Origin of the sequence: Pseudoalteromonas rubra (assembly GCF_000238295.3) — a bacterium.
In the GTDB taxonomy this organism is placed as follows: Bacteria; Pseudomonadota; Gammaproteobacteria; order Enterobacterales; family Alteromonadaceae; genus Pseudoalteromonas; species Pseudoalteromonas rubra.
This window is the reverse complement of sequence record NZ_AHCD03000044.1, coordinates 722724-748113: the sequence shown is the minus strand read 5'-3', so window position 1 is coordinate 748113 and position 25390 is coordinate 722724. Positions and strand designations below refer to the sequence as shown.

Genomic DNA, 25390 nt, shown 5'->3' with positions numbered 1-25390 from the left:
TTTCTTGGCAAATAAACTCATCCGACAACACACGAGATAACAAGGATTTATTATGCGCAGCTATGTGTGGTTAGCACTTGGTTTAGGTCTTTTCTCTGGCTCAACTTTGGCAAATACAGGCTTTGGCGTCACCCTGTACGGCGGCGAGAGCAGCAATCAGAGCTTACATACCAGTAAGAACCAGGTTGTAGAGCTCAAAGACGGTACTCATTTTGGTCTGAGCTTTGACCGCTACCTTAACCAAAAACGTTATGGCCTGTACTACAGTATGGTTGAAACTGAGTTTGAAGATGCCCCTATCCAAAAAGTGGACATGGAGTATCTGATGTTTCAAAGTGCCATAGATGTGGATATCACAGATAATCTGGACAGCTATATCGGTGCACAAATCGGTGTAAATAAAGTAACACCCAACTTTGAAGAACCGGATCACTTTTTTGCTGCGGGCTTTTATGGTGGCCTGAAATATAATTTAGGAGCCGGGTTCAGCGCGCAAACAGAACTGCGCTGGCTTGCGTCTTCTATCAAAAACTCGTCTAAAGTCCGCTGTGATGGCAGCGATGAGGACGTCTGTGCCTGGCACTTTGATGGTGATGTACTTAACCAATTCCAGCTGAGTCTTGGCCTGACTTATCGCTTTTAAATTCGCCGGTGATGCTATTAGCCCCAGCTCGTTGGCCGGGGTGACGAAATAACTGGCTCGATGCTGAGGTGACGCTGTAATTGGCCATGTTCAAGCCAAACAACCACCCACTCTTGGATAGTTACAGCGTATTTTTAAGGTACTCAATAAACAATCTGGTTTTGCGGGGTGTATAACTGGCCTTGGGGTAATAGGCCCAGAGCTGTTTTACCTCTGAGCGAATATCCGGCAATATGGGCACCAGCGCGCCAGATCTTAACTCCCGCTCAATATAACTGGGTGCGATAAACAACAAACCAATTCCCTGCACTGCCGCTTTTAAAATGGCATCGAGATGATCGGTCACAAAATTATAGTTGGTGAACTCAAACAACCGGCCATCTTCAAGTACGACACCACCAATTTTATGATAGTAGCTGCTCAGTAACATCTTGTGTTGTGCCAGGTCATCAACACTGGCAATTTCATCGCAGCGCGCCAGATATTCCGGGGCCCCAAACAACTGCATTTGATAGTCAAACAATCGGGTGCCCTTGTGCGACACTGAATCAAACGACTCATTATAGCGGGTGATCACCACATCGTGCTGCAGATCCGGCGGCTCTCCCGGAGCCAGTACATTCAGGTGAATGGTGATCTGCGGATATTGCGACAAAAACTGCTCGATTTTGGGCATTAATACACTACTGCCTACCGCCTGTGTGGCCGCGATTTTCAAACTGCCCTGCAACTCGCATTGTTCAGACTGTGCTGTTTCTACCAGTGCCTCAAACTGGGCAAGCCAGTCTCTTGCGCGAGGAAAAAAATGCTGCCCTTGCTCAGTCAGATTAACTTGCCTGGTGGTGCGAATGAACAAGCTTTGCCCCAGATGCCTTTCCAGCCAGTCAATTCGTTTACTCATAGCAGATGCCGAAACCCCTTGATGCTCCGCCGCTTTAGTAAAGCTGCCCAGCTCTGCCAGAACGCAAAAACTGCGCGTTGCCGTTAACCAATCCATTCAATTAATTCCTGTAAGGAAATAGTATTTTAATTATTACCTTATTTTTAGGACAATGAAAGCGGCGTATAGTGCCCGGGTCAAATTTACTTCGCGCTGGAGTGCCCGTGCATCTATTTACTATGCTTGCTGTTTTACTCATGTCCTGCTCTCAGCTGGTCAGCCAGGTGTATATGCCTGTTTTACCGGATATTGCTGACAGCCTGATGCTAACCAATGGCATAAGTCAGGCAATGATCATCAGTTATTTCATTACGTTGGGCGCCTCTCAACTGATTGTTGGGCCGCTGCGCGACAAATATGGTGATCGGCCACTGTTTATTGCCGGGCAAGCCATCTTATTGGCAGGTACACTGTTATGTGCCGTTGCACCAGACAGCACCACCTTTTTACTCGGACGAATTTTGCAAGGTGCAGGCTCCGCTTCACCGGTGTTAATCAGCCGCACATTATTGGCTCAACGACTGTCGGGGGCCAGACTAAAAAGTGCCATGGCAACCGTGGCCATCTCGGCCAGCGTCACTGCAATTATTGCCCCCTGGCTCGGCGGTATGCTGAGCAGTTGGTTTGGCTGGCAGGGTTTGTCACTGGTGCTCATTACATACTATCTGTTCATCACCATATTCGGTCTGAGTCTGCTCAAAGCCAGCGAACCTCAACCTTTTGTAATTAACCCAATGAGCCTGGTCCGGCACTATCAAAATATGGTGCGCTGCCAGGTCTTTTTATCGCTGGCCAGTCTCAAATGGGTGCCAACCTTTTTGTATTTGACGCTTCAGCTGCATTTGCCGTTTTTGCTTCAGGACCGCTTTGGCTTTACCACCAGCCAGACCGGACAAGCCATGATGCTGCCAATGGTTGGTCTGTTGTTGGGCGCTGTGTTTGCTAAAGTCTTACAGCGCCACGTTAGCTATATGAAAATTGTTTTGTGGCTGTGGCCTGCATTATTACTGAGTGCACTAACCTTCGTATTAGCCAGCGACAACGCCATAGCGATATTACTGGCCTATGCCGCCATTATGTTGGTATTTGGCGGATATTTTCCAAGCTATATGCACCTGATTGGCTTACTGCACCCAACTCACGCAGGCACCGCAAATGCGTTGGTCGGGGCAATCGAGTTACTGATATTTTCCGTCATTGCCTGGTTGGTGAATCAATGGCTACCAGATAACACGCAAGCCATTGCACTACTCATTGCTGTATGCGCCGCCCTGTTGCTGCTTTGCTGGCGTACTATCCGTATTCAGCGACCTCATTTTGAACACACATAAGTATAATATAGGGATAAATCATGTTCGAAAAACTCCACTTTAACACTGCCCAATTTACCATCCGGCCGCTTCAGCAAAGCGATCTTCATGCCATTTACGAGAGCAGGCGCAATCCGGATACCTCCAGATATATTGGTGAACCAGCGACACTAAAAGATGCTCAGGACCGAATTGATCAGGCAACGGCCCCCTGGCAGGCCAGCGAGCATGAAAGGCTGCTTCTGGCCATTATCAGACGTGAAGACAATGTGCTAGTCGGTGAACTCATGTATAAGTTTTTATGCCATAACACCAAAACAGCCGAAATCGGTTATCGCCTGAATGAACAATACATCGGCCAGGGTTATGCGTTTGAGGCTGCAAACGGGCTTATTGAAGCTGCTTTTGAGCAATTTGGACTCAATAAAATCTGTGCATTTTGCGCTGTCGAAAATCAGGCTTCCTGGCGCTTAATGGAAAAGCTGGGCATGCTACGTGAGGCCCATTTACGTCAGCACTTTAAATTCAGCCACGGTTACTATGATGGCTATATGTACGGTCTGTTACGCAGTGAACATATCATGGCAGCAACGGCCTGATAGACGAAAAAGGCACCCTTATCAGGTGCCTTGGCTCATGGAAGGATCCATGAAGATCGTTGCGTAAAAATACAAAATTGGGAGAAAATAACTGTGTCGGGGGTAATGTCCTACTGACTAAACTCCTGTTCCGATAGTTTGCCGTCGCCATTGGTGTCCAGTTTTTCGAAAATAACCGTCAATGTATCCGAGCCCGCGGCTTCCGACTTAGAGATAAACCCATCGCCATCGGTATCAAAAGTTGAAAATGAACTGTCCGCAGCATACGCGCCAATACTGGCTGCCATCAAAATGGTGCTTAACATAAACTTGTACATATTAAGTTCCTCATAAATGCTTGTTAAAATAATTAAATTCTTTAGCGCTAAGCGCGCCATCCCGGTTTATGTCCAGGCGCTCAAATGCGTCAGCGACCAGAGAGACCTTGGCAGCTTCTGAGCAACTGATCAGGCCATCGCTGTTAGCATCCAAAAGTGCAAAATCGACCTCAGAAGCAAACACTAACGCACAGGTGAACATCCCCAGGGTCAACGCAAAAACGTTTGTAATTTGCATATCAGATCCTCCGGCTAAAACGCGACTTAGCCGCTAAACTCAGAGAACTCTTTTCTGCTCAACAAGCCATCACCATTACTGTCCAGCACTTTGAACTGGCCCATGAGCAAGGAGTTTACCGTCGCTTCATTCAAACTAATGGTGCCGTCACCATCCGTGTCATACTTTTCAAAATCCTCGCCTGCAATTGCCTGTGTCGCCAGTACCGTCAGAGCCATAGCTGTCATCATTGTCATCGCTGTTTTCATCATATTTTCCTTCTGTTTTTGAATTTGTGCCGCCGCGAAACTGTTCTTAGCTTGCAGGCTGCGTTTGACAAGACTATTCCAACTTTGATGCCAGGTTTAATTTGATATTAATTTTCAATAAGTTAGTTTTTATTGGGTAAGAAAGTTCAGGGGACATTAAGGCGATTTGTTGCTAAATGGCGACAAAATTCAATTCGCGTTTTTAGCTTACTATTTAAAATCAGTTACTTATCGCTGTCGCTAGTTTGCAACAGACAAACCAGAACGCGCAAACTATCAGGTTCTATATGCTCCATGCCAGCTCAGAAATACGCTCACACACGCCATTCAAACCTTTTTTTTCTCAGGCATTGTGGAAGCAAGCATTGATGGCGCTATTACTGGCCCTGGTTCCTCTGTTGTTGTTGACCTTGTGGTTTATTCAGTCAGTTGCTTATCAGCAGCATAGAATCCAGGATATTTACACCAATAATCAAAAGGTTAAATCAGAATTCAGTGAGTTAAAAAACGCCTTTCAGGCGCTTCATAAAGCACAGCAAAACAATCAGTTACTACAAAGCGAACAACTAAAACTAAGCATCAATAAAAGCTGGCAGGTGCAAAAAAATGGGCTCGTATCACTACTTGCGCGACTTAAGAAAGACGCAACAGTCGCTAATTGGCAACACCTGCTCCAACACACCCAGGCGCCAGACAGTAGCACCCTGTCGGCACTGACCGATGCTCTGGCTCGTCAGTCACAACCGCTGCAACAGACTCTGGACAAACAGCTAACGGATGCGCTCTTGCAGCAAAGTCTCATCCGGCAGCGCTTTTTAATTGGACTGAGCATTCTGTTACCTATCCTAGTCGGCATGAGTATCTGGCTGATCAAGCGGATCTCCGGTCAGCTATTTCAGCTGGAGCGAGCCATAGAAGTCATTGGTGAAGACCGCTTTACTACGCCAATCCAGCTAGCAGGCAGCCGCGAGTTCAGCCAGCTGGGTGAGCGTCTTGAGCAATTGCGCCAGGAGCTGGCTGCCAGCAAACATCAAAAGGAAACCTTTTTACGCCACGTATCGCACGAACTGAAAACCCCACTCGCCTCCATTAAAGAGGGCACAGAGTTGCTGAATAGCGATCACCTTGGGCAGCTCAATGACAAACAACGACGCGTAACCGATATTCTCCACGTCTCTGTCGCCAAGCTCACTCAGCTCATTGACGATCTGCTTACGTTTAGCGCTGCCAGTCACCCACACAGCCAACAGGCACGCTGTAGTGCCCGGGCAATCAAAGCGCAACTGGAGGACCACTTTGCACAACGTCTACAGAGGCGAGATATCCGTATTCACTGGCACTTTGAACAGCAACTCGCGGACTTACCTGAGCTACCAGTCAAACTGGCTCTGACACACCTGCTCAGTAATGCAATTCAATATACACACAGCCAGATCCGCATCGACTTTTTGGCTACCTCAAGCCACTGGCAGATCAGTATCCGGGACGATGGGCCCGGGCTCGATCCCCAGGAGGCCAACCACTTATTCAAACCCTTTGTCAGAGGCCAGCGCAGCCAAAAAATAGCAGGCAGTGGACTGGGCCTGGCCATTGCACATGAATGTATGAGCCAGTGCGGTGGCCAGTTACAGTGGCAAAATACCCGGCCAGGATGCGAATTTACTCTGACACTGCCAAAACACGGAGAAAGCAGATGAAACTCTTCCTTTTAATCACCACACTCGTTATCAGCCTGAGCGGTTGCCAACTGAGCCCGACACAGCAAAACACACAATTTGTCGGGCCACGTAAAACGCTTGAGCCGAAATACGCCTCTTTGGCTCTACTATTGCAACGCTACCTGACACTGTGTCAAAACAATCAAGCTGTTGAGCAACAAAAGCCTGAACCTTATATCGGTCAGGTCGCTATTGAGACCTTCATGCACAGCTATTGCAATACCGTGTCAACAACCAGACAGTTGCAAGCAATTGCAGAGATCAAACAAAGTCAGCACTGGCCCCAACACTACCATCTGTGGTTCGATACCCTGAAACAACAGACACAAGTGCTGCGGGGACAAAAGATCCGCTTGCATCGCAGCAATGCCAAATTGAGCCAGATCCAAACGCAGCTGACCCAAACCAATCAGGCACTACTCACGCTCAAACAGGCGCTAGCCGACATCGAACAACAAAGGCTTCAGGACATGCCCCTGAATGCACCCATTCAAACACCGGAGCAGCCATAATGTCTTATACAATACCGCCTACCTCAGACACCCACACGTCCTCTGTTTTGCTGGTCGACGATGACCCGGCCTTGAGCGAGCTGCTGGCAATACGCCTCGAAAGCCATGGCTTTAATGTCACCCTGGCCAGTAGTGGTCATACGGCCTTACGACAACTGGCAAGTGTGCCTGTAGATGTGGTGATCACCGACTTACGTATGGATCACATGGACGGCCTCGCTCTGAACCAGAAATTACAAACCCAATACCCGGGCCTGCCTGTGATCATGATGACTGCACATGGCTCTATCCCCGATGCTGTGGATGCCATTGAACAAGGGATCACCGCGTTTATTACCAAACCAATAAACAGCGAAGAACTACTGGCAGCGATCGACAAAGCATTACCTGCGAAAAGGGCTGCACAGCTCACAGACCCTGATAACTTTCATGGCTTGTATCACCAAAGCCAGAGCATGCGCCAGCTGGTACAGCAGATTAAAGCCATCGCGCCCAGCCAGGCTAATATATTGATCCAGGGTGAAAGCGGCACGGGTAAAGAAGTCACCGCGCGCGCCATTCACCAGGCGAGCAGTCATGCCCAGGGCCCTTTTATCGCCATCAACTGTGGTGCCCTGCCCGCACACTTGCTTGAATCAGAGCTGTTTGGCCATAAAAAAGGCGCATTTACCGGCGCAATTTCGGATAAACAGGGGCTGATCCAAAGTGCAGATAAAGGCACTTTATTACTGGACGAAATAGGCGATATGCCGCTCGACTTACAGGTAAAGCTATTACGGGTATTGCAGGAAAAAACGGTCCGGCCGATCGGCGGCCAGCACGAACAAGCGGTTGATGTACGTATTCTCTCCGCCAGCCATAAAAACCTGGCGCAGGCTGTCAGCGAAGGAAAGTTCAGAGAAGACCTGTACTATCGGCTCAACGTCGTCGCCGTTCAATTGCCAGCGCTGCGTGAACGCGTTGAAGATATTCCACTACTGGCAAATTTGTTTCTCAAGCAACTCGCCACTGGGCAAAAACGCTTCTCTTTAGATGCCACTACGGCGCTGTTAAGTTATGCCTGGCCAGGCAATATTCGTCAGCTACATAACGTAGTTGAATACTGTGTGGCGATGACACCCGGCAAATTAGTCACCGCAGACAGCATTATCAGCGCACTGCCAGAACAAGACGACAAGCAAGCCTATGTAGGGCTGAATGAAGCTAAACGTCAGTTTGAGCGCGATTATCTGATAAAAGTGCTCGCCCTGTGTGAGAACAATGTCCCTCAGGCCGCTAAACTGGCTCAAAGAAATCGCTCAGACTTCTATAAACTGATGAAAAAACACGATATAAAATAAATTAGTAAAAACATTTGACCAATTATTGTGCATGCGCTTAAATGAATATGAAGGCAGGCAAGGAGTGCTTAGCCCTTCAATCACAGGGCCACCGCTTACTTTTGGTTCGTTTGAGTGAGCCTGGTTATTTATCAATATCATACAGGGATTGAAAAGCTATGATCTCTAATACAACAAAAACTGGATAACAACATGAAAATAAAGGTAAAGAAAACCAATTTGAAACGCCTTTCGGAGTCGCATTCACTTCCTCAGCAGGCGACGCCGCAAATCGCGGGTGGTGATGTAGCCGCCTCATTATCAGGCAAAATTTGTGATATGTTTTCCTTGTACCACTATTGCCGTTAAACCAAAACAGAGTTCTGAGTTCAGAACTCTGCCTTGTTTATAAAGCAGCACTCCCTTCAGTCTTGTCCCCTTGCTCTATCATGCAAAGTTTGCAATAGTATCTTCGAATTAATGTCATAAATTGACATCACATCAGAGCAACATGCTCCGTTCACAACTACACTATTATTAGAATAAAAAACGAGGTGGTTGCCCATGAGAATGCGTAAAAAGCTGATCTTAAGCTTTGTCATGACCGTTATCATTCCTATTCTTGCAATATCCATCATGAGTATCTCGCGCACCAAACAGGAGTCACTAGACCGATTTTTAGAGACGTCGGTTAACGAGATCAGACAAATTGAGAATGCATTTATCATCTTTTTTGACCAGATGAAAAGTAATGCCCGATTCTTAGCGCAGAGCAAAACGGTGCAGTCGGTGAGCAAGGACACCACAACCTACCTGGGCGCCGAAAAGATGATGATGCCAGACGCTTCCGGCGAGGCTGAGGCGGCCATCTTCGATCTGTACACCACCTTTGGTAAAACTCACCCCGAGCTATTGTTTGTCTATCTCGGCACCCGTGAGGGCGGCTTTATTCAGTATCCCGCAGAGCCACTTGGTAACTACGACCCACGCAAGCGCCCTTGGTATCAGCAGGTGAGCTCTACCCCCTCTCAGGTCATTATCACAGAACCCTATCAGGGGGTTACGGGACAGGCGATGGTTTCCGTTGCCACCGGGATCATGAAAAACAACGAGATGCTGGGCGTACAATCTCTGGATGTCACCTTATCGACACTCACCGACATTGTGAGCAACATCAAACTCGGCCAAACCGGCTACTTATTGCTGCTCGACAATCAGGGGACGGTACTGGCAGACCCGAAAAATGCTGACAGTAACTTTAAGAACATTCGTGATTTAAATGATGCCCGGTATCAGGCTATACGAAACGCGGGAAATGCGCCTTTCATTACACTGGAGTATCAGGACAAAGCCTTTTATGCCAAGTTTTACCGCTCTGAAGAGCTAGGCTGGACCTTTATCGCCATCATTGAAGAAGATGAGATCCTCACCTCGTCTTATAATATGACCTATAGCATCAGTATCATCGCGGTCATCATGCTGGCGCTGTTTGTGGTCATTGCTATCGTGCTGGCTAACAAAATCGTTTACCCCATTGAAATGGTATCGGACGGTTTAAAGGAAATTGCTCAAGGTGAGGGTAATTTGTCAAAACGGCTCCAGGTCATTGGCAATGATGAAATAAGCGAACTGGCAACCTGGTTTAACCAATTCCTCAACTCCATTAATGCGTTGGTAAAAGATATTCAGGGCAACGCACGCACCCTGAATAGTGAAGCTCAGAGCTCTCAGTCGCGGATCAATGATATTCGTAATCAGTGCCGACATCAGGAAAAAACATCACAAACCGCGACGGATACCACGCAATCCATGGCAAGTATGGCCATGACAGTCAGTGACAACTGTGGTGATGCACTCAACGAAATCTCGACGACGGAGCAACATACCCAAACCGGTAATCAGATGATCCAAAGTACCGTGGCTCAGGTCGCCAAGCTTAACGACTCTCTGGGCGACTCAGCGACGGCCATGAGTAAGCTTGAAAATGAAAGTAACAACATCACCAATATTCTGGAGGTGATCCGCACCATCGCCGAACAAACAAATTTGCTGGCACTGAATGCCGCCATTGAAGCAGCCCGTGCCGGTGAGCAAGGCCGGGGGTTTGCGGTTGTGGCCGACGAAGTAAGGACGCTGGCACAGCGCTCTCACGATGCCACTCAGGATATTGAACAGGTCTTAACTAAGCTGATTGAGCAAACTCGCAGTGTGTCTGAACGCATGACAGCCAGTGTGGGTGAATCAAAACATGCCATCGACCAGTCGGAGCTGGCCCATCAGGCATTCGACGACATAGCCAGCTCAGTTTCCCGCGTTAAGGCGATCATTGCTGATATTTCCCAGCAAGCCAATGCGCAAGGGCAGGCCGCCGAGGACACCCAATCTCGTATTCACGGTGTCAGTCAGTCAGTACAACAAGTGGGCGACTCTGCCGATGCGCTACATACAGGTGCAACACAATTGGTTGAACTGGCCAATAATCTGGATCAACTGGTTGACAGGTTTGACGTCGATGACTGAACTAAAGATCCTGCATACCCCTCCTGATCCCTTGGAGTTTAGTGCGCTGCGCAAAAGTGCAGGCTGGCAAAACCCTGCACCCGATATCGTTGCGGCCAGCATTAAGGCATCACTTTACTGGGTGCAGTGTCGTCAGGCAGATAAATTAGTTGCCTGTGGCCGAATTGTGGGCGACGGGCACATGTACTTTTACATTCAGGATGTCATAGTGCACCCGAGCCACCAGGGCCAGGGTCTTGGCCACCTTATTATGGACAACATAGAGCAGTATCTGGCGGCATATTGCCAAAGCGGCGCGACCGCCGCTTTGCTGGCTGCGGCTGGTAAAGAAACCTTCTACCAGCGCTACGGTTATTCACTGCGAGACGGCGAAAAGCTGGGATTGGGGATGTGTAAGTTTTACTAGTCTCTGACTAATTCGGCTGCCAGCATCATTACACTACTAGCATGTTGGTAGGTTTGCATATTCACGCCTGAACTGACCCGGTGTCATACCTGTTTCTTTCTTAAATGCCTTATAAAAAGAAGAACGTGCATTGAACCCCACCTCAAGCGCAATATTCAACACCGATTCATCGCTGTTCAACAGACGGGATTTCGCAGCCTTTATGCGCCAGTGATTAACAAAATCAAAGAAGTTCATCTTCAGCGTTTCATTTAAAACCTGAGACAAATAATTAGGTGATACCCCACTGACCTGTGACAACTTTTGCAGAGTCAAATCGGCATCCAGATAGAGTTTACTGTTTTGCATAGCCTGCGTAATTTTTTCAACTATCCGGGCAGACTGACACTCATCCAGTGCTGATTTATGATACTTGCTTCCTGTATCTTCACCGGGCGACAGAGTCGGAGCATCGGTACGTTCAACCTTGCTAGCGGGCTGTGGTTGAAGCAATGGCGTTGTTTGCTGCATTGCAAAAAAGGTTACGCTCCAGATAAGCACCAATGCAACAAACACTTCGGCGCTGCGCGACAGTATTGCATGATCGAACAGACTAGATACAAAAGCTGACACCAAAACAAAAACCCAAATGCAGACGGCGATATAAATAAGCTTTTTGATAACAGAGATCTGAGGGCTGTCCAGATTAGAATAACTTTCTTTCAGCTGCATATTGAATCTGGCCAGACGCCTGATAATCGCCAATAGCGTAAACCCGCATTCAACCAGCCAAAAACACATCAAAACCAGCATCGCACAGGCCAAAACCACAACATACAGACCCGCTGGCATGTCATCTGTCACGAACAATGCCCTGTGGTGCTGTGCCGGTAATAACGCAACCGCGCCGGAGATCAGCACGGCTGGCCATAACAAAACAAACTTACTTAACTTGGCTCTGTTAAGTATCCATCTTTTTTGTGTGGTAATCCCTTCAATGTACAAGCGAAGCGCCGGACACAACACGAAGAGCATGGGAAAACCCAAAACGGTATATATCTGATACCAACTGGGTAACAGAACCGGCACGATTGCATTGAGCGCAAGCACCCCACTGGCACAAAGAAAAAGCACCAAAGGTATACGATAAACACGTGTCGCTCGCGGGAGTAGCAACACAGGGACACTCAACACAATTTGCCCAATGAGCATCGCGATCAGCACCATAACGATAGATTCAGTCACGTAACTCCCCTGACATCAAAATCAATTTATCCATAATACTTTGTTTTATCAGCTTTTAAATTTCTCTTTCTACTAAGACTGTCCGCGCCTTTACGCCAGGACGACTTATCCCTACAAAATGACTAGTCTGACGATAACCTGGATAAAACAGGGCATATGCCTTTTGGCACACCTTGCAGGGACATCCAATATGACTTAAGGAATCACTTATGACAAACGCAATTTTAACCACTGGCGCATCACAGGATAAAAGCACTCGCATCAAAATCGCGACACTGTGGCTGTTAGTTATGCTGAATATGATTTATGCCGATATTCTGGCTTTTGTTTCAGCCTTTATCACTCCGGGCGTGATAGATACCCTGATGAGTGGCTACTCAGGCTCAGTCAAACTCTCGCAAGAATTACTTTTGGTCTCAGCCATACTCATCGAGATCCCCATCGTTATGATTCTCCTGTCCCAATGTCTCAGCTATCGGTTAAACCGCCTCTGTAACCTGGTGGCTGTCCCGTTAACTTTCCTGTTTGTGCTAGGAGGTGTTGAAACGGATCCTTTCTACCTGTTTTTGGCATGCATACAACTCACCCTGCTTTTGAGCATAGCCTGGACTGTCATTCGGTGGCGAGCACCTGAAACAGGGGTGTTAAACACAGCTCAAAGCTAAATCTAAGAATCACAAGGCTCAAAACCATGAACACTCAAGGATACAACGGAATACGTTTGTATTTGGAACATTAAGAAGGAAACAGACTCATGAAAAGCACACTACTTATTCCCCTTACTCTGCTTGTTTATTGCAACATAACCACAGCCAGCGTTGAATTAGGCCGGGCAGAATTCGACAAGGGTAATCTGCGTATGGCGCAATCCATTTTGTCGCAACAGCAAACCTCTGATTATCAAAAGCCACTGCTTCTGGCCCGCATAGCGCTCAGAAGCGATCAGGACGAGACGGCACTGCAACACATAGAAGCAGCCATAGAGCAGCACCCAAACAATCCGGAGCTCTATTTTGCACATGCCGAAACCGTCGCCAAAATTGCCGAACAGGCCAGTATCTTCAGCGTCTCTGGTTATATCAAAAAGCTCAAAGCCTCATTCATCAAAGCTGTCGAACTAGCACCAGACAATATTGAATACCGCAGTACGCTGATCAAGTTTTACATCAATGCACCCAGCATGTTTGGTGGAGATAAACAGGCCGCGTTAACGCACATTCAGGAGCTGGAAAAAATCTCGCCCTTCGATGCATTTCTGACTCGCTTACACCTGACCGCTAAGTCGGATGAGCAAGAAGAGTTCGCTCGTCTGATAAAAATTGGGCAGCAAAACTTTTCCGCCGACCCCCGCTTTTTTTATACTTTAGGCCAAATCTATCTTGATCAGGAAGAGCCTGAAATGGCGTTAAGCCAGTTCAGAAATGCAACTAACATGCAGGCAAAAAACCTCAAACAAGAAAAAGCTCGCTATCAGTCCATGGTGCTAATTGGTGCCTTAAGTCAGCAACTGAAACGCAATTACGACGAGGGACAGAGCGCGCTTCAGCAGTATCTGAGTGAGGCAGCCCATCACTACGACCTGCCCGATAAAAACCAGGTCAAATTCAGGTTAGCTTCGATAGCCATAGTACGAAAGAAAACCACGCTCGCGCAGCAACTACTCAACGAAGTCATAACTGAAACGCTAAGTGAAAAGCTCAAGAAAAAAGCCCGCTCCGCTTTGAAAAAACTGGCCAGGGCCTGAGCGCACTCTGCCAGAGGGCTTTAGAACGAGCCCTTTCTCACATCACAGCCCCCCTAAAGCCAGCAAAACTCCTGAGCCAGTTCCCGTTAATATTGCGGGAATAGCATCCTTAAAGGTGTCATATCTAAAGTGAAAGTAGCACGCCCCTACTGAGGTTATAAGTATCAATACTGAACCAAGCAGCATACTTTGAACGTGCTCGGTCAGAATAGAAAACACCATCAATCCAGCAGCAAGCAACTCAATGAGTCCAATAGCATACATGTGCTTCCTGCCAAGCCCATATCGCCTGAAAAACGCACTTTGTATAGTGTACACTCGTGTGCTCCAGGAGAATATCTTTTGAGAACCAGCGAGAGTGAAGAAAGTGGCCAGCAAGCCTGCGAGTATTAACATAAAAATGTTCCTGACAAGTTAAAGTGGACGCATTTAAACATTCCAATACAACATTAAGAACCGTATTATTACGCTAGTTACTATTCCAAATTGGAATGAATATGGACAAACTTGTATGCATCAAACTATTTACCGAAGTGGCACATCGGGGCAGCTTTACCCATGCCGCAAACGCACTCAATATGACGCAAAGCGCTGTGAGCAAAAAAGTGGCCTGGCTTGAAAAACATCTTGGATTCACCTTATTTCACAGGACATCCCGCGCCATAGCCCTGACCTCAGCAGGCAAAGCTTACCTCACCTACAGCCAGTCACTACTAGATACTATGGCCGAAGTAGAACACCAGATCCGTGATGAACAGGCACAGGTAAATGGCCATATAAAACTTTCAGCGCCCAGTGCCTTCGCAACACAGCGCCTGGCTGAGCCACTTGCTGAATTTATGCGTCGTTACCCAAAAGTTACGTTAGACATCAGTGTCAGCGATCAGCAGGTAGATCTGATCAACGAAGACGTAGACATCGCCATCAGAGCTTCTGTCCTGAAGGATTCAGGGTTAAAAGCAAAGAAGTTGTTGGATCACTCAGTTTGCTACTTTGCATCACCTGACTATCTGAAACGCCATGGTATGCCGCACTCTCCTGACGAGCTAAAAGCGCATCAATGCCTCACCTATTCGCTGAACAAACCATCAAATGTCTGGCTGTTTGATAAAACACACTACAAACTCAACGAGTATATTCGCTCAGATAGTCCCGAGATGATTGTAAGGTTGGCTATGTACGGGCTCGGTATCGCGGCAATGCCAGACTGGATGGTCGCCCAACAACTAAGAGACAAATCGCTTGTCACTTTATTTGAGAACTGGCAAGGGCATACTCTGCCGATGTACGCCCTGTATAAAAATACCGAGTTTACGCCGGTAAGGTTTAGAGCCCTAATCGACTTCCTTGCGGAGCATTTTACTCATTGACCCTACTGCCCTGCCACGGGTGATATGGGCTGCCACCCGCGCTTTGCCCACTGAGGAGCTTAAACAGAGATCTCCCGTTAGTTGGACATCAGTCGCCTCCGTATAAGTTCATCTTATTTTCCATTGTTTTATGTCGCTAATCGCAAAACTATTCGGTTTATCTCAGCCTCTTTGACCATTTATTAAAGTTCAGACTACAATTCGACAACAATTGATTCAGGCAATGAATCCCAACTTCATTCAGCGCCATGCAAGGTCACTCCCTCTGCAATCAACAAGGACAAACATGACAACTATTAAATTCAGCGCCATTGCGGGTGCCGTTTTACTGGCCAGCGCCTGCAGCCAGATCACATCAAATAACAACACAGACACCCAAACAACGCAGCAGCAAATTCAGCCCCCTGTGGCGCAAAAAGTGCCCCATGTCACCCAAATCCATGGTTATGAACTGGTGGACAACTATCACTGGCTGCGTGATGATTCAAGAAGTTCAGAAAAAGTGCTCTCTCACCTTGAGCAGGAAAACCGCTACGCAGACGTGAAGCTGGCGCCTATAGAGACATTGCGTGAGACCCTGTTTGAAGAAATTAAAAATAAGATCGCCAAAGACGATCGTAGCGTCCCTTATAAACGTGGCGACTACTACTATTTCAGCGAAGTAAAAGGCGACCAGGAATACCGTAACTTCTATCGCAGTAAACATGCTGACGGCAATAATGCTATAGAGATTTTTAACGCCAACAAACAAGCCGAAGGCCAATCTTATTATGCGCTGGGTGCAATCAGCATCAGCCCGGATGGCAAGCTCATGGCATTTGCGGAAGATACACTCAGCCGTCGCATTTATACCATCAGTATTAAAAACCTTGAAACTGGTGAAGTTTATACCGACAAACTCGAGGGTGCTGCGGATAGCATTGAGTGGGGAAACGACAACCGAAGCCTTTACTACATTAAAAAAGACCCCGTCACTTTGCTAGGGTATCAGGTCTATCGTCACGTGCTGAGCCAGGAACAATCACAAGATAAACTGGTCTACGAAGAAAACGACAACACCTATTATACCTACCTGGAAAAAAGCAAAGAAGGCAGTGAAATCTACATTGTCCACGACAGTACAGAAGCCAAAGGGGTGTCAGTCATTGATGCCAACAACCCTAACGCTCAGCCACAACGTCTTTTACCGCGTACCAAGGGCCATGAATACAGCTTGCTCAAACAGGGTGACTTCTACTTTATATATACCAATGACAATGCCGTTAACTTCAAGCTAATGAAAGCCCACAAAAACGATGTGGCTGACAAGCGTAAATGGAAAACCATCATTGCGCACAACCCCGATGCGAAGCTCGAGGAAGTAGAGCTGTTTAATCAGCATCTGGTTTATCAGTCTCGCGTTGAGGGGATAGGCACTCTGAATGTGCTGGATCTTAAAACTAAACAGCACAAAGCGCTCACGTTTAAAGATCCTGCCTACATGGTGTCAATGACAGGCAACCGAACACTGGATAGTCAGTTTGTTCGGGTCAGCTATCAGAGCCTGACCACACCCAAGACCATTTACGACATTGACCTGACTACTCTGGAAAAAACCCAGCGCAAGCAAACTAAAGTACTGGGCGACTTCAATGCCAATGATTATGCCTCTGAACGTCTGTTTATCGAGGCCAGAGATGGCACCAAAGTACCTGTGACCCTGGTCTACAAAAAAGCAACGTTTAAAAAAGATGGCACTAACCCACTCTTACAGTATGGTTATGGATCTTACGGTTCGACCCGTGACCCTTACTTCAGAGTCAGCACTTTGAGCTTACTGGATCGTGGCTTTGTTTATGCCATTGCCCATATTCGTGGCTCTCAAGCGCTCGGCAGACCCTGGTATGAAGATGGTAAAAAGCTCAATAAAATGAACACCTTTAATGACTTCATTGATGTCACCAAGGCACTGACTCAATCAGGGTATGGCGATCCAAAACGCCTTTACGCCCGCGGTGGCAGTGCTGGCGGCCTGTTGATGGGCGCGGTCATCAACCAGGAGCCTGAACTGTATCACGGTGTGCACTCGGCAGTGCCCTTTGTCGATGTTATCAACACCATGCTGGATGAGTCATTACCGCTGACAACCAATGAGTACGACGAATGGGGTAACCCAAATGACAAAGTCTATTTTGACTACATGCGCTCTTACTCACCTTATGATCAGGTAAGCGCACAAAACTACCCGAACATGCTAGTCACCACTGGCTTGCATGACTCTCAGGTACAGTACTTTGAACCTGCCAAATGGGTTGCGAAACTGCGCGAGTATAAAACCGACGATAACACGCTGTTGTTAAAAACCGATATGTCTGCCGGTCACGGTGGCGCTTCAGGTCGCTTTAAACGCATTCATGATACCGCGCTGAGCTATGGCTTTATCATTGGTCTGGCTGAGGGCAAACTGTAACTGCGTGCTCCATTGCTGCCAAAGCCCTCCCGCGGGGCTTTGGCATATCATCATGCTCCCGCCGCAATCCTGCGTATTTCCTGCTTTTACCCCGATACACTTATCTTTTTTGCCAAGCTGTGACACATTCCACTTCTGTGGCCGACTAACTAAGTATCATCAATAACAACAAGCAGGGACATAGTGAACACACAACACGCATTCAAACAGATGCTCGCTGACAACGACGGGCGGATCCGATATATCGCCGACCGCTACGGCGGAGCGAGTGACCGCGATGACATGTATCAGGAGATCCTGCTGCAATTGTGGCGCAGCTATGAAAGCTTTTCGGGGCAGTCATCAATCGGTACCTGGGTTTATAAAGTCGCGCTGAATACAGCCAACTCCTTTGTCAAAACCCGAATTAAACACTATGACATTAAACAATCCGTTTCCAGGCATAGCAAACAGCAACCTCAAGCTGAACAAGCAGGCTGTCAGGCCGATATTCTCAATCAGTTTATGGACAAGCTCAGTGATATCGATGCTGGTGTCCTGATGATGTATTTGGATGGCCTGAAATCGGAAGACATTGCACAGGTATTAGGGATAAGCGACAACGCAGTCCGCTCACGGATAAAGCGCATTAAGCGTGAGTTTGAACAGAACTTTGTAGGAGACGAGTCATGAAGCTGGATGATCTAAAACACAACTTTGCACAGCAAATCGAAACGAGCAGCTCTGAAGCAAAACTGGCGTTGCAAGTCGATGAGCTTAAAGTCAAAACTAAAAAATATCAGCGAGATATTAAAGTGCGCGATTTTATGGAAATCTCTATTTCTTTGTTACTTATTCCCGTCTGGCTGTATGGCCTCACAATTAGCTTTAACTGGGTGCAGTCTTTAGGCTGTGTTCTGGCCACCCTGACGAGCCTGTATATCCCCTATAAATTGCTTAAAGCGCGGCGCCTTTCCCCCTGCAAAGATGACAGCATCCGGGCATATTTACATCAGGAGCAGCAAAGACTTGCTCAGCAAAAGCAACTTTTGGAGAGTATAGTCTGGTGGTACATAGCGCCCATTTTTGTCAGTGTTATGCTGATCACGCTGGGCGCCAACATGGATGATAATGGGGTGATTCAACTCGATACGCACATGCAATTGTATTACCTGATCGTGCTGCTCGGTATGGTGGGGATCTACTTTTGGAATAAACGCGCCGCCGAGAAAAGGTTTGGACCTTTGCTGACGCGCGTTGAACAGCAACTTAATGAACTGTGCGACGAATAGGCACATCAAGGCCATACATCATCAAGCCCCAAACTGCTGACGCAACGGGGCTTAGCGCGCTAAATTCCCCGAACGGGCTCTGCCGCATAAGCATGATGAAGCAATGTGCGCAAAGACTCAGACTCTCTCAGCCTATGGCCCGAAATTTCCGCCACTTCGACACCTGGTGTCCAGGAATTCATCACCACAGCCCCGCGAAGCGATGGCAAACTCGCCAATGTCACAGGCTCAGTGCGCTGCTCGATACTAAGTAAGCGTAGTTGCCGCTGAACCATGCTCATCATAGTGCCTTGTAGTTTTGGCGCCTGTGGCCAAATCACCGTTTCACCATCCCAAAAGGCAAGATTCCAGATGGTCCCTTCACTCAGACAACCTGTATCATCTATGAATACAGCATCATCATAGCCCTGCTGTGCAGCCTTGTGGAGGTAGTAAGTTTTGCTTATCTCCCCAACATGTTTAATTTCAGGCAAAGGTCGGCAATATTCGATAGCCAGCAGTTTCAGCGGTCCGCTCGGTCCATTCGCAGGAGCACCAGTACGAACCATAATATTCGGGTGGGTATCCATACTATCCAGGGTGAACTCTCCATGGGCAGAATACAGAGTCACCGTCAAAGACAAGCCTTTGCCCGCCGCAGCGATCGCCGTACGAACAGACGTCAGAATTTCTTCATCAGACAATGCCTGACCAAACAATTCGACTGACGCATGACGTAACCTGTTCAGATGCAGATCCATGCCCTTTACCATGCCATCACGCACCTGCATAGCGGTAAAATGTGCAAAACCAGAGAAGGCCAGCTGGCTCATTTGAGGATCCTGAAATAGCGTACCGTTAACCACAGTTTGCGGCGTAAAGGTGTGTTCTTTCATACAATTAACTCCCGGTTTGAAACCTTTTTTGGAAGCCAGTACTATAAACCCTGACAGCACTGTGAGAGTCAAGAGCACATCATGAAAATCGGCGAATTATCGAAACAAACAGGGATCAGCATTCGCATGCTGCGGTATTACGAAGAGCAAGGCTTGCTTCACCCCAGCCGCTCCCCTTCAGGCTATCGCCACTACACATCGAACGATATCCAGACACTAACCCGTATTCAGTTACTGAGCGCGGCAGGCATGACACTCAATACCATTTTGCAGTTCCTGCCCTGTATTCGCGGCGACAGGCCCATTTTTGAACCCTGTGACGAGCTCAGAAACCTGTTACATAGCGAAATCAAAGCCGTTGATGAAAAAGCCGCGCGACTGGCTGAGAGTAAAGCGATACTCAGTCGGTTTTTGGAGGAAATTGAGCAAGGGTAAGCCAGCGCCCATACCCATTGTTGTTAAATCAAAGTAGTATGATACTCATCTAGCTCAATGGAATTTGTGAATGAAGTGCCCTGAATGTGCCCAAAATGGGATTTCTCCACTGCAGAAATCGCTTCTTATCTTTGATACAAAAGTCCGTTGTAAATTGTGTGGCGCCCTGCTTTATCTTCACAAAGGCGCTTTATGGACGATAACAGGCGCAATGAGCGTGAGTATACTGCTTGTATCAGTCTTCGCTCTTACCATACGGTCTGTTGACGTGATTTTGTTGGGCGCTGTATTAATTCCACTGCTGGCCGCAGTTGCTGCTTTGTTGTGCCCGATGAAAGTCAAATCGAGAATAGGCACTAAACGAAGAACCGCGCGTCAAATTGCCTATAAGCAGAACAAAACGAAATAAATTCGTTCACGAACTGCCTTCTTAGTTTTTAATATCAAAATCCAGCTGTACCTTTTGGTTGGTCTGCCTGACGGGTGTGCCATTCTCTATCTTAGGGTTATATTTCCACTTTTTTAGTGAGCGTATGGCTTCTTGATCAAATAAGCCATTATGGCTCGATTCAATGATGCGAATATTCTCGGGCCTGCCTTGCTCGTTAATATCGAATTGCATCTGAACATAGCCGTTTTTAATCTGAGGATCTGCCTGCTGAGTTGACGTGCAACCACCGATAAGAACCAGGGTAAACAGCGCGGTCAGTAAGTATTTCATATGAGGGTGCTCTTATTATTATGATTAGTTGGTGAATATGACAGTGTGGCTCGCACACTGCCAATCTACTTTCTATCAGCCCACTACGCTTGTTGCAACAGTTTGCAAGATTTTCCGCCCAGATGCAGACGAACAAGCAGTGCTATCTTGTCTTTTAACCAGACAGGGCCAAAGTCGGCGATATCATCATGGCGCGCTTTGGGAATGGTCACCACGCAGCTGCCAAACTCGACTTGCTCCGCTTCGCTGGGCAGCACGCCCGAGTCTGCCGGAAAGTCGCTGGCACGTATCGACAGCACCTTGATATCCTTAGTTTTTGGTAATGGCACACGGCGGTGGTCTAAGGTAATGATCTGTCTAACATAGGGCTTGTCTTTATTGCCCAACCAGGCAGAAATATCGCCCCCATTTGAGTGGCCAACCAAAGTTAAATTGTTAAAATCATAACCGATTATAATGCGTTGCAATTCTCCCTGTAAAAACGCCAGTGTTTTTGCACCACGCAGCCAGTTCTCGCTGCGCGTTTCAAACAAATTACCAGAGACAGAAAGCGGCGGATCACCCGGCAATTCATGCCCGATTGCGACCACCAGATACCCGTGTTCATTCAACACGCTGGATAAAAAGGTGTAATTAGTATGCGATATACCGTAGCCAGCGCCTAGGAACGCCACCGGGCAAGGAGCTTTTTCACTGCACTGTGCCTGAGATTCGGGATAAGTGATCTCAATCGGAATGGCTCTGTCACGGGCTTTATCGTAAACACTGGCAGGTTGAACGTCGGCCACAGCGGTACTCAGCCAGCAGGCAGTTACCAGACCAAATCCTTTTAAAAACTTCATAAAACTCCTGAACTATATCGTTATAAACTGCCGTATTATGCAGCCTTAAAACGTCCAATGTCACATTTTTGTACCCGGTTCCAAACCTGGTTCCTTTGCTTATGCTGGACGTTTTAACAAATATCGACAAACTTCAGCGCCAGTAAGATACTTTGACGATATTGTGGACATTGAACTGGAAAAATAGGCGCTTTCGTCAAAACTGCATCTTTTGATAGCAAGATTTTCGCATGTGCTCCCTGTTTGCCGTGCATGCCGACCAGGGAGGCACTTGCGGGAAGAAATAGTTACAGAGTATCGATTTTATCCTTTATCTCTGCCAGCTGATATTCGTTATCAACGACCTTAGCGATGTCTTTAAGCGCGCGTTTATAAGCCGTATTGAAAGCCGTCTCACTGGTCGTGACAATGTCCGGCTTTACGCCGACGCCTTCCCAGTTGCTTTTGGTTACAGGATTGATAGCCTTGGCAATAGGAATGCTGGCCCGGAAACCGTTACCCAGCTCGTAGTATTGCCAGGGATTTGCGCCGCCTTTGGTAACTTCACCCACCAAGGTGGCTCTGTTCAAGTGCTTCAGGTTGTAGACAAACTCTTCGGCTGCCGAGAAGGTTCCTTTGCTCGTGAGCACATACAAGGGAATGGTCAAATTCGCCTTCGCAGCGACCTCTTTTATAGTATAAAATTCGCGCGTGGTGTTGGTGGTGCGCCAGTAGATGCTATTTAAATGCGTATCGGGCTTTAAAAAATAGCTGCTGATCAGCTGCACCATTTCCCCGCTGCCACCGCCATTTTTTCTCAGATCAATGAGCAATGCATCCGCATTGGCCACAAACGTCATCACCCCTGCCACGATGCGTTTTGATTCATCCGTAACATTATCAAAGCCCCAGAAGTCAATATAACCGACGTTGCCGGGCAAGATCTCGACCTTGTTAAAACCAGAGTTGTTACGCGCCAGTTTAGTGAACCAGGATTCATATTTTTTCTTTGCCACAACACCGCTCGGATCGCGCCACTGCACGCCAAAATGCGGGTCGGTTTTTTTCAACTCTGCGGACAACAAAGCGGCAAATTCATCCTTAGTAACAGCTCCTTGAAAAGCTTGGTTATCTTTGAGTTGACGCAAACTCTTTGCCAGACCGGGGATTTTGTCAGTTTCAACATAACTGTTTTCAATTTCATTCACTAAAGTGCTGACAACTTCCTGCTTGTTAAGCGCCTCATTGGCACTGCTGATACAAGATAGCATCGCCAGAGGTAGGCCAAAATACTGAATAAGCCTCATTTGTAATTCCTTCTAATTATTAGTTATCAGGCAGTTAAGATACCTAAATCAGTAAAACGTTCACTTTTTCTCGCTGTTCAGGCTTTTTCAGCGCATCGAAGGACGCTTGGGCAAAATAAAAGCGCCCCAGCAGGGTTATTTTGTCTTTTGCTAACAGGCATTAAAAAAGCCGCATTACGCGGCTTTTCCTGTTATTTTTTATATTTTTCGAACCACGCGAGCGTGTGTTCGATTTTACTGATCATCCGCGAAGGACGTCCGGCAATACCATGGGGTGCGCCCGGAATTTTCACCAGTACAGAGTCTATCTTACGGTGTTTTAGTGCCTGATAGAACTGCTCTGTTTCAGCCATTGGCGTACGAAGGTCTTCCTCTCCGGTCATTAACATAGTCGGTGTGGTAACATTACCAACCAGAGATAATGGTGAGCGTTCCCAGTAATGGTCAACATGCTCCCATGGCATCCCCGGGAACTGAGTGGGGATCTGCACCAGGCCACTGTCGGCGGTCAGTACTTTACTTAACCAGTTGATCACCGGCTTAACAACAACAGCAGCATTAAAGCGGTCTGTCAGGCCAATGGCATAGGCAGTCGCGATACCGCCCGCTGAGCCACCCGCGATAAATAGGTTATCCTGATCAATAAAGCCTTTGGCAATCATGGCGTCTACGCCCGAGTTATGATCGGCAAAGTCTTCTTTTGAGCTGTACTTGTATTTCAACAACATCGCAAAACGCTCACCGTACGAGCTACTACCACGATGGTTATCGTAAAACACAACATATCCTTGTGCTGCATAGCGTTGTAACTCAGCCGAGAAGTGTGGACCATAAGCCAGGTGTGGACCACCGTGGATCTCCATCAACAATGGATACTTCTTATTCGGATCAAAATCTGGTGGCGTGATATACCAGCCCTGGATCTGCTCACCATCAAACGATGATTTGTAAGTGATTTCGTGTACTTTGCCCAGTGTTTTGTGCGCCAGTAAGTCCTCGTTCAGCGCAGTCAGCGACTTCACTTTCCCTTTACTGGTTGTGACAGCGACATCAGCCGGACGCGAGCTTGAGCCTTTGGTAAAGGCAATCTCACCATCAAAGTTGGCGCTAAACTGACCGCTCAGGTAAGGACGGCCCAGCGTGGTGCCTGACAGCGTATTGGTCAGATCTTTAATTTTGCCTTTGGTAGTAATGGTGGCCAGCTTGCGCATGCCATGGTCGTCGTAAGCCATTGCCAGCTTAGTGCTGCCTATCCAGCTTGGGCTTTGGATTGAACGGTCAAAGTCCTTCGCAATCATGCGAGATTGCTTGCTTTGCCAGTTCATAATATTTAGTTTGTGATTGCGATACGGGTTCAACTCACCCGATGAGCTTAAAAACGCCAGCTGCTTGCCATTTTCTGAAAAGCTCGGAGAGTGCTCGCGACCCGGCGCATTGGTCAATTGCGTGATCTTACCCGCGAAATCGACTTCAAACAGGTCACCCTCCAGGCGCTTATATTCCCAGTCTGCAATGCGGTTAGCCGAGAACACGATGCCCTTTGAATCGCTGCGCCAGGCCAGCTTACCACTGTGGTGATAGTTACCTGAAGTTAGCTGACGAGGCGTGCCACCTTCGCTTGGCAACACAAATATCTGCCGATACCCTGGCTTAACCAAGCCGCGTCCATCCGCCTGATAATAGGCTTTATCAATCACAATGGCCGACTCGGACCACTTGGCGCCTTTTGGCTTTGCCGGCATTTTGGCGATAACCGCGGGCTTTTCTTCTACCTTTTGGCTAAATGCCAGCCATTTACCATCAGGCGACCAGGTCAGATCACCGATCCCAGCCTGTAACTGAGTCAGCAAAGCTGTGCGATTTTGCGCAATGTAATGCACGTGCACCTGAGTGCTGCCAGAGACATCACTCAAAAAGGCGATCTTGCTGCCATCGGGTGACCAGCGCGGCTGATAGTAGCGGTTTTCATCTGAGAACAAAGGAGACTGTACGCCCGTTTTTGCATCGACCAGCCACAAGTTTTGTCTTTTGGCATCTTTCATCACGTCGTTGCTGTTACGTACGTACACCACTTGCTCGCCGTTGGGCGATATTTGCGGATCGCTTGCATATTCAAGCTCAAAAATATCTTCAGCCTGTAGCCCGGCATTTGCCTGCGCCAATACGGGTAGTGTTGCAAACGCCAGTAAAGAACATTGCAAAGTACGTTTCAGTCCAAAAGGCATGGGCAGCCTCCTATTGTTATCATTTTAATAAAGGCCACATAGTTATTCAGCTGAATACAGATGTCATCCAATACGCGATAAAACGGAATAAAAACCCGACGTGTTATAAAGTCACACAGATATTGAATGTCGCTTAAGTCAGCCAAACCTATGTCTGGCTGTTAATCTATTGAGCTTG

28 protein-coding genes are annotated in these 25390 nt (G+C 47.6%); 17 read left to right on the top strand and 11 right to left on the bottom strand.

What is annotated here, in order from left to right:
* The first annotated feature begins 52 nt into the window (after positions 1–52).
* Positions 53–643, top strand: coding sequence for an outer membrane beta-barrel protein (locus PRUB_RS24005; protein ID WP_010380425.1), 591 nt, complete (start codon positions 53–55; stop codon positions 641–643).
* Between the two features lie 121 nt (positions 644–764).
* Here PRUB_RS24005 and PRUB_RS24000 read toward each other — a convergent pair whose 3' ends face one another.
* Entirely contained in the window at positions 765–1640 is an 876-nt protein-coding gene (locus PRUB_RS24000; protein ID WP_010380423.1) for a LysR family transcriptional regulator, read from the bottom strand.
* A gap of 107 nt (positions 1641–1747) precedes the next feature.
* Between PRUB_RS24000 and PRUB_RS23995 the strand changes: the two genes are divergently transcribed.
* Entirely contained in the window at positions 1748–2914 is a 1167-nt protein-coding gene (locus PRUB_RS23995; protein WP_242065295.1) for an MFS transporter, read from the top strand.
* 20 nt (positions 2915–2934) lie between these two features.
* Positions 2935–3492, top strand: coding sequence for a GNAT family N-acetyltransferase (locus PRUB_RS23990; protein ID WP_010380418.1), 558 nt, complete (start codon positions 2935–2937; stop codon positions 3490–3492).
* 110 nt (positions 3493–3602) lie between these two features.
* Here the strand turns inward: PRUB_RS23990 and PRUB_RS23985 are convergent, their stop codons facing one another.
* Genes PRUB_RS23985 through PRUB_RS23975 form a run of 3 tightly spaced genes read right to left on the bottom strand, consistent with a single transcriptional unit; the run spans position 3603 to position 4295 of the window.
* Positions 3603–3809, bottom strand: coding sequence for an EF-hand domain-containing protein (locus tag PRUB_RS23985; protein WP_010380416.1), 207 nt, complete (start codon positions 3807–3809; stop codon positions 3603–3605).
* 10 nt (positions 3810–3819) lie between these two features.
* A complete protein-coding gene (locus PRUB_RS23980) occupies positions 3820–4047 on the bottom strand; it encodes an EF-hand domain-containing protein (RefSeq protein ID WP_010380414.1) in 228 nt (75 codons plus the stop codon).
* Between the two features lie 26 nt (positions 4048–4073).
* Positions 4074–4295 (bottom strand): EF-hand domain-containing protein, encoded by a 222-nt coding sequence (locus PRUB_RS23975; protein WP_010380412.1) that lies wholly within the window; start codon positions 4293–4295, stop codon positions 4074–4076.
* A gap of 287 nt (positions 4296–4582) precedes the next feature.
* Between PRUB_RS23975 and PRUB_RS23970 the strand changes: the two genes are divergently transcribed.
* The 6 genes from PRUB_RS23970 (at position 4583) to PRUB_RS23945 (ending at position 10770) form a co-directional block, all read left to right on the top strand.
* Positions 4583–5992, top strand: a complete 1410-nt coding sequence (locus tag PRUB_RS23970) for a HAMP domain-containing sensor histidine kinase (RefSeq protein WP_010380410.1) — start codon at positions 4583–4585, stop codon at positions 5990–5992.
* A complete protein-coding gene (locus PRUB_RS23965; RefSeq protein ID WP_010380408.1) occupies positions 5989–6525 on the top strand; it encodes a hypothetical protein in 537 nt (178 codons plus the stop codon). Before PRUB_RS23970 ends, PRUB_RS23965 begins: the two co-directional genes overlap by 4 nt.
* On the top strand, positions 6525–7865 hold the full coding sequence (locus PRUB_RS23960) for a sigma-54-dependent transcriptional regulator (RefSeq protein WP_010380407.1): 1341 nt from the start codon (positions 6525–6527) through the stop codon (positions 7863–7865). Before PRUB_RS23965 ends, PRUB_RS23960 begins: the two co-directional genes overlap by 1 nt.
* A gap of 192 nt (positions 7866–8057) precedes the next feature.
* Positions 8058–8213 carry a dCTP deaminase/dUTPase family protein gene (locus tag PRUB_RS23955; RefSeq protein ID WP_155946430.1) on the top strand — a complete coding sequence of 52 codons (156 nt, stop codon included), beginning with the start codon at positions 8058–8060 and terminating at the stop codon, positions 8211–8213.
* A gap of 195 nt (positions 8214–8408) precedes the next feature.
* Positions 8409–10364, top strand: a complete 1956-nt coding sequence (locus tag PRUB_RS23950; RefSeq protein ID WP_010380405.1) for a methyl-accepting chemotaxis protein — start codon at positions 8409–8411, stop codon at positions 10362–10364.
* Entirely contained in the window at positions 10357–10770 is a 414-nt protein-coding gene (locus PRUB_RS23945; protein ID WP_010380403.1) for a GNAT family N-acetyltransferase, read from the top strand. The genes PRUB_RS23950 and PRUB_RS23945 overlap by 8 nt, the downstream gene beginning before the upstream one ends.
* Positions 10771–10806: 36 nt before the next feature.
* Here PRUB_RS23945 and PRUB_RS23940 read toward each other — a convergent pair whose 3' ends face one another.
* On the bottom strand, positions 10807–11994 hold the full coding sequence (locus tag PRUB_RS23940; RefSeq protein ID WP_010380401.1) for a helix-turn-helix domain-containing protein: 1188 nt from the start codon (positions 11992–11994) through the stop codon (positions 10807–10809).
* 209 nt (positions 11995–12203) lie between these two features.
* On the opposite strand from PRUB_RS23940, the gene PRUB_RS23935 reads away from it, so the two are divergent.
* The gene (locus tag PRUB_RS23935) at positions 12204–12659 is read left to right on the top strand and encodes a DUF6326 family protein (protein ID WP_010380399.1); all 456 of its coding nucleotides are present in this window, start codon (positions 12204–12206) and stop codon (positions 12657–12659) included.
* An 89-nt stretch (positions 12660–12748) separates the two neighbouring features.
* Positions 12749–13738, top strand: a complete 990-nt coding sequence (locus tag PRUB_RS23930; protein WP_010380397.1) for a tetratricopeptide repeat protein — start codon at positions 12749–12751, stop codon at positions 13736–13738.
* 42 nt (positions 13739–13780) lie between these two features.
* Here PRUB_RS23930 and PRUB_RS23925 read toward each other — a convergent pair whose 3' ends face one another.
* A complete protein-coding gene (locus PRUB_RS23925) occupies positions 13781–14134 on the bottom strand; it encodes a DoxX family protein (protein ID WP_010380395.1) in 354 nt (117 codons plus the stop codon).
* A gap of 101 nt (positions 14135–14235) precedes the next feature.
* On the opposite strand from PRUB_RS23925, the gene PRUB_RS23920 reads away from it, so the two are divergent.
* From PRUB_RS23920 to PRUB_RS23905, 4 genes are all read left to right on the top strand, one after another.
* Positions 14236–15108: a LysR family transcriptional regulator gene (locus tag PRUB_RS23920; protein WP_010380393.1), complete on the top strand. Its 873-nt coding sequence runs from the start codon at positions 14236–14238 to the stop codon at positions 15106–15108.
* A gap of 286 nt (positions 15109–15394) precedes the next feature.
* A complete protein-coding gene (locus tag PRUB_RS23915) occupies positions 15395–17557 on the top strand; it encodes a S9 family peptidase (protein ID WP_010380390.1) in 2163 nt (720 codons plus the stop codon).
* A 183-nt stretch (positions 17558–17740) separates the two neighbouring features.
* Positions 17741–18229, top strand: coding sequence for an RNA polymerase sigma factor (locus PRUB_RS23910; protein WP_010380388.1), 489 nt, complete (start codon positions 17741–17743; stop codon positions 18227–18229).
* Positions 18226–18828 (top strand): hypothetical protein, encoded by a 603-nt coding sequence (locus PRUB_RS23905; RefSeq protein WP_010380386.1) that lies wholly within the window; start codon positions 18226–18228, stop codon positions 18826–18828. Before PRUB_RS23910 ends, PRUB_RS23905 begins: the two co-directional genes overlap by 4 nt.
* A 59-nt stretch (positions 18829–18887) precedes the next feature.
* Here PRUB_RS23905 and PRUB_RS23900 read toward each other — a convergent pair whose 3' ends face one another.
* Positions 18888–19703: an aminotransferase class IV family protein gene (locus PRUB_RS23900; RefSeq protein ID WP_010380384.1), complete on the bottom strand. Its 816-nt coding sequence runs from the start codon at positions 19701–19703 to the stop codon at positions 18888–18890.
* Between the two features lie 81 nt (positions 19704–19784).
* Here PRUB_RS23900 and PRUB_RS23895 point away from each other — a divergent pair, with 81 nt between their 5' ends.
* Both PRUB_RS23895 and PRUB_RS23890 read left to right on the top strand, forming a co-directional pair.
* On the top strand, positions 19785–20138 hold the full coding sequence (locus tag PRUB_RS23895) for a MerR family transcriptional regulator (protein ID WP_010380382.1): 354 nt from the start codon (positions 19785–19787) through the stop codon (positions 20136–20138).
* A 70-nt stretch (positions 20139–20208) separates the two neighbouring features.
* Positions 20209–20547, top strand: coding sequence for a hypothetical protein (locus PRUB_RS23890; RefSeq protein ID WP_010380380.1), 339 nt, complete (start codon positions 20209–20211; stop codon positions 20545–20547).
* 21 nt (positions 20548–20568) lie between these two features.
* Here PRUB_RS23890 and PRUB_RS23885 read toward each other — a convergent pair whose 3' ends face one another.
* The 4 genes from PRUB_RS23885 to PRUB_RS23870 form a co-directional block, all read right to left on the bottom strand.
* Entirely contained in the window at positions 20569–20859 is a 291-nt protein-coding gene (locus PRUB_RS23885) for an energy transducer TonB (RefSeq protein ID WP_010380379.1), read from the bottom strand.
* An 83-nt stretch (positions 20860–20942) separates the two neighbouring features.
* Entirely contained in the window at positions 20943–21701 is a 759-nt protein-coding gene (locus tag PRUB_RS23880) for an alpha/beta hydrolase (RefSeq protein ID WP_010380377.1), read from the bottom strand.
* Between the two features lie 287 nt (positions 21702–21988).
* The gene (locus tag PRUB_RS23875; RefSeq protein ID WP_010380375.1) at positions 21989–22987 is read right to left on the bottom strand and encodes a S41 family peptidase; all 999 of its coding nucleotides are present in this window, start codon (positions 22985–22987) and stop codon (positions 21989–21991) included.
* Positions 22988–23178: 191 nt separating this feature from the next.
* On the bottom strand, positions 23179–25212 hold the full coding sequence (locus tag PRUB_RS23870) for a S9 family peptidase (RefSeq protein WP_010380373.1): 2034 nt from the start codon (positions 25210–25212) through the stop codon (positions 23179–23181).
* Positions 25213–25390 lie beyond the last annotated feature (178 nt).

Excerpts from the sequence above, each read along its gene's own strand:
- PRUB_RS23945 (WP_010380403.1), top strand. The coding sequence starts at position 10,357 with ATGACTGAACTAAAGATCCTGCATACCCCTCCTGATCCCTTGGAGTTT.
- PRUB_RS23885 (WP_010380379.1), bottom strand. The coding sequence starts at position 20,859 with ATGAAATACTTACTGACCGCGCTGTTTACCCTGGTTCTTATCGGTGGT.
- PRUB_RS23880 (WP_010380377.1), bottom strand. The coding sequence starts at position 21,701 with ATGAAGTTTTTAAAAGGATTTGGTCTGGTAACTGCCTGCTGGCTGAGT.
- PRUB_RS23950 (WP_010380405.1), top strand. The coding sequence starts at position 8,409 with ATGAGAATGCGTAAAAAGCTGATCTTAAGCTTTGTCATGACCGTTATC.
- PRUB_RS23905 (WP_010380386.1), top strand. The coding sequence starts at position 18,226 with ATGAAGCTGGATGATCTAAAACACAACTTTGCACAGCAAATCGAAACG.
- PRUB_RS24005 (WP_010380425.1), top strand. The coding sequence starts at position 53 with ATGCGCAGCTATGTGTGGTTAGCACTTGGTTTAGGTCTTTTCTCTGGC.
- PRUB_RS23935 (WP_010380399.1), top strand. The coding sequence starts at position 12,204 with ATGACAAACGCAATTTTAACCACTGGCGCATCACAGGATAAAAGCACT.
- PRUB_RS23900 (WP_010380384.1), bottom strand. The coding sequence starts at position 19,703 with ATGAAAGAACACACCTTTACGCCGCAAACTGTGGTTAACGGTACGCTA.
- PRUB_RS23915 (WP_010380390.1), top strand. The coding sequence starts at position 15,395 with ATGACAACTATTAAATTCAGCGCCATTGCGGGTGCCGTTTTACTGGCC.
- PRUB_RS23875 (WP_010380375.1), bottom strand. The coding sequence starts at position 22,987 with ATGAGGCTTATTCAGTATTTTGGCCTACCTCTGGCGATGCTATCTTGT.
- PRUB_RS23975 (WP_010380412.1), bottom strand. The coding sequence starts at position 4,295 with ATGAAAACAGCGATGACAATGATGACAGCTATGGCTCTGACGGTACTG.
- PRUB_RS23970 (WP_010380410.1), top strand. The coding sequence starts at position 4,583 with ATGCTCCATGCCAGCTCAGAAATACGCTCACACACGCCATTCAAACCT.
- PRUB_RS23925 (WP_010380395.1), bottom strand. The coding sequence starts at position 14,134 with ATGTTAATACTCGCAGGCTTGCTGGCCACTTTCTTCACTCTCGCTGGT.
- PRUB_RS23890 (WP_010380380.1), top strand. The coding sequence starts at position 20,209 with ATGAAGTGCCCTGAATGTGCCCAAAATGGGATTTCTCCACTGCAGAAA.
- PRUB_RS23990 (WP_010380418.1), top strand. The coding sequence starts at position 2,935 with ATGTTCGAAAAACTCCACTTTAACACTGCCCAATTTACCATCCGGCCG.
- PRUB_RS23920 (WP_010380393.1), top strand. The coding sequence starts at position 14,236 with ATGGACAAACTTGTATGCATCAAACTATTTACCGAAGTGGCACATCGG.
- PRUB_RS23985 (WP_010380416.1), bottom strand. The coding sequence starts at position 3,809 with ATGTACAAGTTTATGTTAAGCACCATTTTGATGGCAGCCAGTATTGGC.
- PRUB_RS24000 (WP_010380423.1), bottom strand. The coding sequence starts at position 1,640 with ATGGATTGGTTAACGGCAACGCGCAGTTTTTGCGTTCTGGCAGAGCTG.
- PRUB_RS23895 (WP_010380382.1), top strand. The coding sequence starts at position 19,785 with ATGAAAATCGGCGAATTATCGAAACAAACAGGGATCAGCATTCGCATG.
- PRUB_RS23965 (WP_010380408.1), top strand. The coding sequence starts at position 5,989 with ATGAAACTCTTCCTTTTAATCACCACACTCGTTATCAGCCTGAGCGGT.
- PRUB_RS23930 (WP_010380397.1), top strand. The coding sequence starts at position 12,749 with ATGAAAAGCACACTACTTATTCCCCTTACTCTGCTTGTTTATTGCAAC.
- PRUB_RS23960 (WP_010380407.1), top strand. The coding sequence starts at position 6,525 with ATGTCTTATACAATACCGCCTACCTCAGACACCCACACGTCCTCTGTT.
- PRUB_RS23870 (WP_010380373.1), bottom strand. The coding sequence starts at position 25,212 with ATGCCTTTTGGACTGAAACGTACTTTGCAATGTTCTTTACTGGCGTTT.
- PRUB_RS23955 (WP_155946430.1), top strand. The coding sequence starts at position 8,058 with ATGAAAATAAAGGTAAAGAAAACCAATTTGAAACGCCTTTCGGAGTCG.
- PRUB_RS23980 (WP_010380414.1), bottom strand. The coding sequence starts at position 4,047 with ATGCAAATTACAAACGTTTTTGCGTTGACCCTGGGGATGTTCACCTGT.